The sequence below is a fragment of the Granulicatella sp. WM01 genome, assembly GCF_004570605.1.
Taxonomy (GTDB): Bacteria; Bacillota; Bacilli; order Lactobacillales; family Aerococcaceae; genus WM01.
The window spans coordinates 1-5,941 of record NZ_SPPB01000084.1 but is presented as its reverse complement, the minus strand read 5'-3'; the positions used below and the strand labels follow the sequence as shown (position 1 = coordinate 5,941).

Genomic DNA, 5,941 nt, shown 5'->3' with positions numbered 1-5,941 from the left:
CACACAAAAGCGTTGGTTATTGAAGCATTTAATGGGGATATTTTCTTGAATATCGCTGACAACATTTATGCCACACGTTGTTTGTTAACACATGAAGAGCATTCAGCGGTGTTTGATTTGGGTGAGAATATAAAAAAAGAAAGACGCCAATACGTTCCACCACAATCACACCCGTGGAAACTGGCATCTTTCAAACGCTATCTCAAGAGTATTGGAAAAACTCTTGAAGAGTATCAAGACAACAAGCTTGCTTGATACTTTAATAGCATACATTATTTTGCCCTATAAGTGCAATGATTTTTTTGAAAATCATTGCACTTATAGTGGCCCACATTTTGGGACATTTTCATTTTCGATTGACAGTCTTTTTTTCATTTCTTCGTTGCTCAATTTACTTTTTTTCATGCATTTGACGAATAAGTTCATCAATACGATTACCATAATCTACCGATTCATCACGTTTAAAATAAAGCTCAGGCGTTTTATACAATCGTAACTGTTTTCCTAACTCTTTACGGATAATTCCTGTTGCTTTATCCAATCCTGTTTGTTCAGCTTGTCGCTGACTGGCTAAATCAGATAGACTACTATAGTATAGTGTGGCATGTTGTAAATCTCCACTCACATGAACATCTGTAATTGTAATGCCTGCAACCCGTGGATCTTTTACTTTTAAATGTAAAATTTCGTTTACTTCACGAAAGATTTCTTGAGCAACACGTTCTACACGATAGTTTGCCATATAATCTCCTATTTTCGTTCAATTTCTACCATAATATATGGTTCTATAATATCATCAACTTGAATATCGTTGAAATTTTCTAACATCAATCCACATTCAAATCCTAATTTTACTTCTTTAACATCATCTTTAAAGCGTTTCAAACTAGCCAAATTACCGTCGTGGATAACAATATTATCACGAATAACACGCACTTTACAATTGCGTTCGATACGTCCCTCAAGCACATACGCCCCTGCAATTGTTCCAATTTTAGATACCTTATACGTTTCACGAACAATAACTTGACCAATGATTTTCTCTTCAAATTCTGGATCTAACAAGCCTTTCATAGCTGTTTCAATTTCTTCAATTACACGATAAATAATTTGATGTAGACGAATATCTACTTGTTCAGCTTCTGCTTGTACTTTGGCTTGTGGCGTAGGGCGCACATTAAATCCAATAATAATCGCATTACTTGCTAGAGCAAGTGTCACATCACTTTCATTAATCGCACCAACTGCTGAATGGACGATACGCACACGTACACCTTCAACATCAATTTTTTGTAAACTTGATACTAACGCTTCTGCACTTCCTTGCACGTCAGCTTTAATAATCACATTTACTTCTTTTAGTTCTCCCTCTTTCAGTGAGGCAAATAAATTATCCAAAGTAACATGTTGACGTGCATTACGTTGCTCTACTAATGCTTTCTTAGCACGTTCTTCACCTGCTGCACGTGCAGTTTTCTCATCAGCAAACACAACAAAACGATCTCCCGCTTGTGGTGCTTCATTTAATCCCGTAATTTCAACTGGTGCAGACGGGATAGCATGTTTCACACGTCTACCATGATCGTTTACCATTGTACGCACACGTCCAAATGTATTTCCTACAACGATTGGGTCACCCACATTTAACGTTCCATGTTGTACAAGTAATGTGGCAACTGCACCACGACTTGGGTCTAATTTTGCTTCAATAACTGTTCCCAATGCCAAACGATCCGAACTAGCTTTTAATTCTTGCATTTCTGCAACCAATAAAATCATCTCTAATAATTCATCAATATTTTGACCAAACTTTGCTGAGATCTCAATAAACGGAACATCTCCTCCCCACGCTTCTGCAATAACGCCTTGTTCACTTAACTCTTGCATAACACGTGATGGATTAGCTGAGGGTTTATCAATTTTATTAACTGCTACAATAATTGGTAAATTAGCTGCTTTTGCATGGTTAATTGCTTCAATCGTTTGTGGCATAACACCGTCATCAGCAGCAACAACAATAATCGTAATATCTGTAACATCTGCACCACGAGCACGCATTGCTGAAAAGGCAGCATGTCCTGGTGTATCTAAAAAGGTTACTGTTTTGCCATGCACATCAACTTGGTAGGCCCCGATATGTTGCGTAATTCCACCTGCTTCTGATTCTGTTACGGCTGATTTTCTTAAATGATCTAATAATGTTGTTTTCCCATGATCAACGTGTCCCATAATTGTCACAACTGGTGCACGCTCGATTAAAGTAGATTCATCAATTTCAGCTTCAAAGAAACTATCTAAATCAGTATTATCTATAATGACTTTTGCCTCTGCTTCAATACCGTAATCTGCAGCAAGTAGTTCAATAGCATCAGCACTTAGACTTTGGTTTAGCGTTGCAATGACACCCATTAAAAATAATTTTTTAATAATTTCTGATGGTTCACGGTAGATTTTTTTAGAAATTTCTGCAACCGTCATACCCTCTGTATAAATTAATTTTTCAGGCAATTCTCTGAATTTGCGTTGTGGTACAGCCGCTTTTTTCACTTCTGTTTTTTTCCCACCACGTTTACGGTTACCACGTACATTTTCCTCATCGTAATGGAATTGATTTTTATCACGTTTTACAGGACGTTTCACATTTTCTCTATCTGTGTTACGGTTAAATGTTTGACGGTTATTTTGGTTTTGACGTCTATTTTGACGACCTTTTTCATCAACAGCTAGCACACTTGAAGAAAATTCTGATTGACGTGCTGCTTTTTCATGATTGTCTTGTGGACGTGGTCTTGGTTGTGAACGATGCATATTTTCTTGGGAACGTCCATCTTTTTGACTAAAGTCTTTTTGATTTTGTTTATGATGACGTTGATTTTGACGTTGTTCACCTGTATGTTGTCTTTTTTCATTTAATTGCACACGTTCACCACGTTGTTCTTGAGATCTTTTTTGTTCTTGTTTATATCCTTTAGCTTGCACACGTTGCCCCTGTTCATGATTTGTTTTTACTTGTTGCTTTTTCGTATTTACATCTTTTTTCTCTACAGATTGTGCTGGTTTAACAGATTGTCGCTTGTTCTGTTCAGCCACAACCATTGGATTTTTATCTTTTGTCACGGTTTCTCTTTTCTGAGTAGGTTGCGATAATTTTTTTATATCTGTTTCATCCATCATGGCCATATGACTTTGATAATGAATACCTAATTGTTTAGCTTTTTGAATGACTTCTTTACTTGTCAAACCTTGCTCTTTGGCATATTCATACACACGTTTTTTGCTCATTATGAACCTCCTCTATTATTTGTTTAATGTTGATTTAATTGTTGAAAACTGCTTGAAAATCCTTTATCTAAAAACCCTAAAATTGAGCGTTTTTTTCCGATTGAAAAGCTAATTTCCATTGTTGTGAATTGCTCAATAAAAGGCACTCGGTAATGTTGACATTTATCTGCTATTTTTTTCTTTGTTGCTGGACTACAATCCGTTGCTATAATAACAAGAGTCACTTTCCCTTTTCTCACATCATCTAAAACTTTACCTTCGCCAGAAGATAATTTTCCTGCTTTAGTGGCTAAACCTAATAAATTGAGCTGTTTTTGTTCATTAATCATAGCCCTAGTAGGCTCCTTGCTTTCTTATGTTCTAAATAGGCGAATAGTTCATCATAAAAACTATCTGGAATACTTACTTCAAGTTGACGTTCAAATACTTTGGATTTTTTGGCTTTAAGAGCCAATTCCGGATTTAATGAAATATACGCTCCTCGGCCATTTAATCGTCCACTCGGGTCAATAGCAACTGTTCCATCTCCTTGACGAACAATACGTGTCAATTCTTTTTTGGGATATAGTTGTTGTGAAACGACACATTTTCTCATAGGTATTTTTCTTGGTTTCATACTATTCCTCAGACTCTAATGCTAAATTTTCTAAAGTGTATTCTTGTTCAACCTGTTGACTTTCTTGATAAGCTGATTTGGATTTAATATCAATCTTTCTGCCAGTTAAACGCGCTGCTAGACGAACATTTTGTCCGCGTTTCCCAATCGCTAGAGATAATTGATTATCAGGAACAACGACAATACAACTATTATTATTGCTGTTGAAAATTACTTGATCAACTTGTGCAGGATTCAATGCATTAGCAATGTACACTTCAGGATCTTCGTTCCATTCAACAATATCCATATTTTCGCCACCTAATTCATCTACGATAGCTTGTACACGTTGTCCTTTTGGACCAACACATGTTCCTACTGGATCAATATTTTTATCGTGTGCACGAACAGCAAGTTTAGAGCGATCACCTGCCTCACGAGATACAGATACAATTTCTACTGTTCCGTCATAAATTTCTGGGACTTCTTGTTCAAACAGGCGTTTCACTAAGTCAGGATGTGAACGACTAACAAAAATTTGTGGTCCTTTCGTTGTGTTTTCAACTTTAGATACAAATACTTTAATGCGATCATGTGATTTATACACTTCATTTGGCATTTGATCTTGTTTTGAAAGAACAGCCTCAATCTTACCTAAATTCACATAAATGTAACGTGAATCTTGACGCTCAACAATCCCTGTCATAATATCTGATTCATATTGAATAAACTCGTTATAAATCAACTCACGTTCAGCTTCACGTATACGTTGCATAATCACTTGTTTTGCTGTTTGAGCAGCAATACGTCCAAAATCTTTTGGCGTTACTTCAAAACGGATTTTATCTCCAATTTCATACGCTTTATTTAATGCTAAGGCTTCTTCTAAGCTCACTTCTAAAGTTGAATCAAAAACGTATTCAACTACTTCTTTAATTGCATAGACATGAATATTCCCTTTTTTCAATTCAAAGACAACTTCCACATTTTGCGCTTGTCCATAATGACGTTTATACGCAGATACAAGTGCTAGTTCTAATGCCTCAATAACAATTTCTTTAGAAATACCTTTTTCAGTTTCTAATGTTTCTAAAGCACGCAGCATTTCTTTACTCATTTTATTTTCCTTCCTTACAGTCATTAAAATTCAATAGCTAATCTTAATTTAGCTATATTTTTCCGCTCAATATTCACTTGTTTACGACGTGTTTTATCCTTAACTTGTAGTATTATCTCATCAGGAGTCACTTTTTCAAGTGTTCCTTCAAGATATTTTTCACCCGCAATCTGTTGATAAAACGAAGCATGCACATATTTTCCAACTGCATGTTGAACATCTTCTTCAGTTTTTAACACTCTCTCAGCTCCCGGTGAAGACACTTCTAAAAAATAGGCTTGTGGAATAGGGTCAGGGGTAATTTGATCTAGGGAATCACTTAATTTTTCACTCAACCAAGCACACTCATCAATATCAATCCCTTCCGGTGTATCTACAAACACTCTTAAAAACCATGATTTTCCCTCTTTGACAAATTCTACATCAACTAATTGAATCGTTGATTCTATAGTAATTTGATTTACCAAATCTGTAACTAATTCAACAACTTTACTCACGACATTCCTCCTAACTTTTTAGTTTCTTGCATAGTGATAGTAAATAATTTCTCTCTATTTTCAATCCTTTCTACATCAATAGAGAGAAATTTTTTCATGAACATAAAACATGCTCTCTCACTACTTTATAGCAAACGAAAGGAGCAAACACATGTTTACTCCTCCACTCACGCTATTTTTCCTAAAGTATACCATAGTTTTCTCTCTATTGCAACTGAAACTCTACTCAATTACAGGAAAAGTATCAATCCCGTGTTGTAAAATGAAGTGCAACAAATAAAAATAAACAAAAAAACATGAAAATCAGCTATACTAAAGTTGCCAAACCAAATAGATAGGAAGATTTTCATGTCTGAAGTACATTATACCACAAAACGACACTATAAACACTTAAGTGATAAAGAAAGAAGTCAAATTGAAATATTATTAAACGAGGGCTATACTATTTCA

Annotated in this window: 6 protein-coding genes and 1 pseudogene; 1 reads left to right on the top strand and 6 read right to left on the bottom strand. The window is 35.4% G+C overall.

The window, feature by feature from the left end; all coding sequences use genetic code 11:
• Positions 1–255, top strand: a pseudogene (locus E4T68_RS08250) (ISNCY family transposase); the annotation flags it as partial.
• A gap of 136 nt (positions 256–391) precedes the next feature.
• On the opposite strand, the gene rbfA reads toward E4T68_RS08250, so the two are convergent.
• Genes rbfA through rimP form a run of 6 tightly spaced genes read right to left on the bottom strand, consistent with a single transcriptional unit; the run spans position 392 to position 5,491 of the window.
• Positions 392–742, bottom strand: a complete 351-nt coding sequence (gene rbfA / locus E4T68_RS08245; RefSeq protein WP_135125907.1) for a 30S ribosome-binding factor RbfA — start codon at positions 740–742, stop codon at positions 392–394.
• An 8-nt stretch (positions 743–750) separates the two neighbouring features.
• Positions 751–3,282, bottom strand: coding sequence for a translation initiation factor IF-2 (gene infB / locus E4T68_RS08240; protein WP_135125905.1), 2,532 nt, complete (start codon positions 3,280–3,282; stop codon positions 751–753).
• Between the two features lie 23 nt (positions 3,283–3,305).
• Positions 3,306–3,611 carry a ribosomal L7Ae/L30e/S12e/Gadd45 family protein gene (locus E4T68_RS08235; RefSeq protein ID WP_135125903.1) on the bottom strand — a complete coding sequence of 102 codons (306 nt, stop codon included), beginning with the start codon at positions 3,609–3,611 and terminating at the stop codon, positions 3,306–3,308.
• On the bottom strand, positions 3,608–3,898 hold the full coding sequence (gene rnpM, locus E4T68_RS08230) for an RNase P modulator RnpM (RefSeq protein ID WP_135125901.1): 291 nt from the start codon (positions 3,896–3,898) through the stop codon (positions 3,608–3,610). Before rnpM ends, E4T68_RS08235 begins: the two co-directional genes overlap by 4 nt.
• Before the next feature lies 1 nt (position 3,899).
• Positions 3,900–4,994 carry a transcription termination factor NusA gene (nusA, locus tag E4T68_RS08225; RefSeq protein WP_135125899.1) on the bottom strand — a complete coding sequence of 365 codons (1,095 nt, stop codon included), beginning with the start codon at positions 4,992–4,994 and terminating at the stop codon, positions 3,900–3,902.
• Positions 4,995–5,017: 23 nt separating this feature from the next.
• Positions 5,018–5,491: a ribosome maturation factor RimP gene (rimP, locus tag E4T68_RS08220; RefSeq protein WP_135125897.1), complete on the bottom strand. Its 474-nt coding sequence runs from the start codon at positions 5,489–5,491 to the stop codon at positions 5,018–5,020.
• Positions 5,492–5,941: the final 450 nt, after the last annotated feature.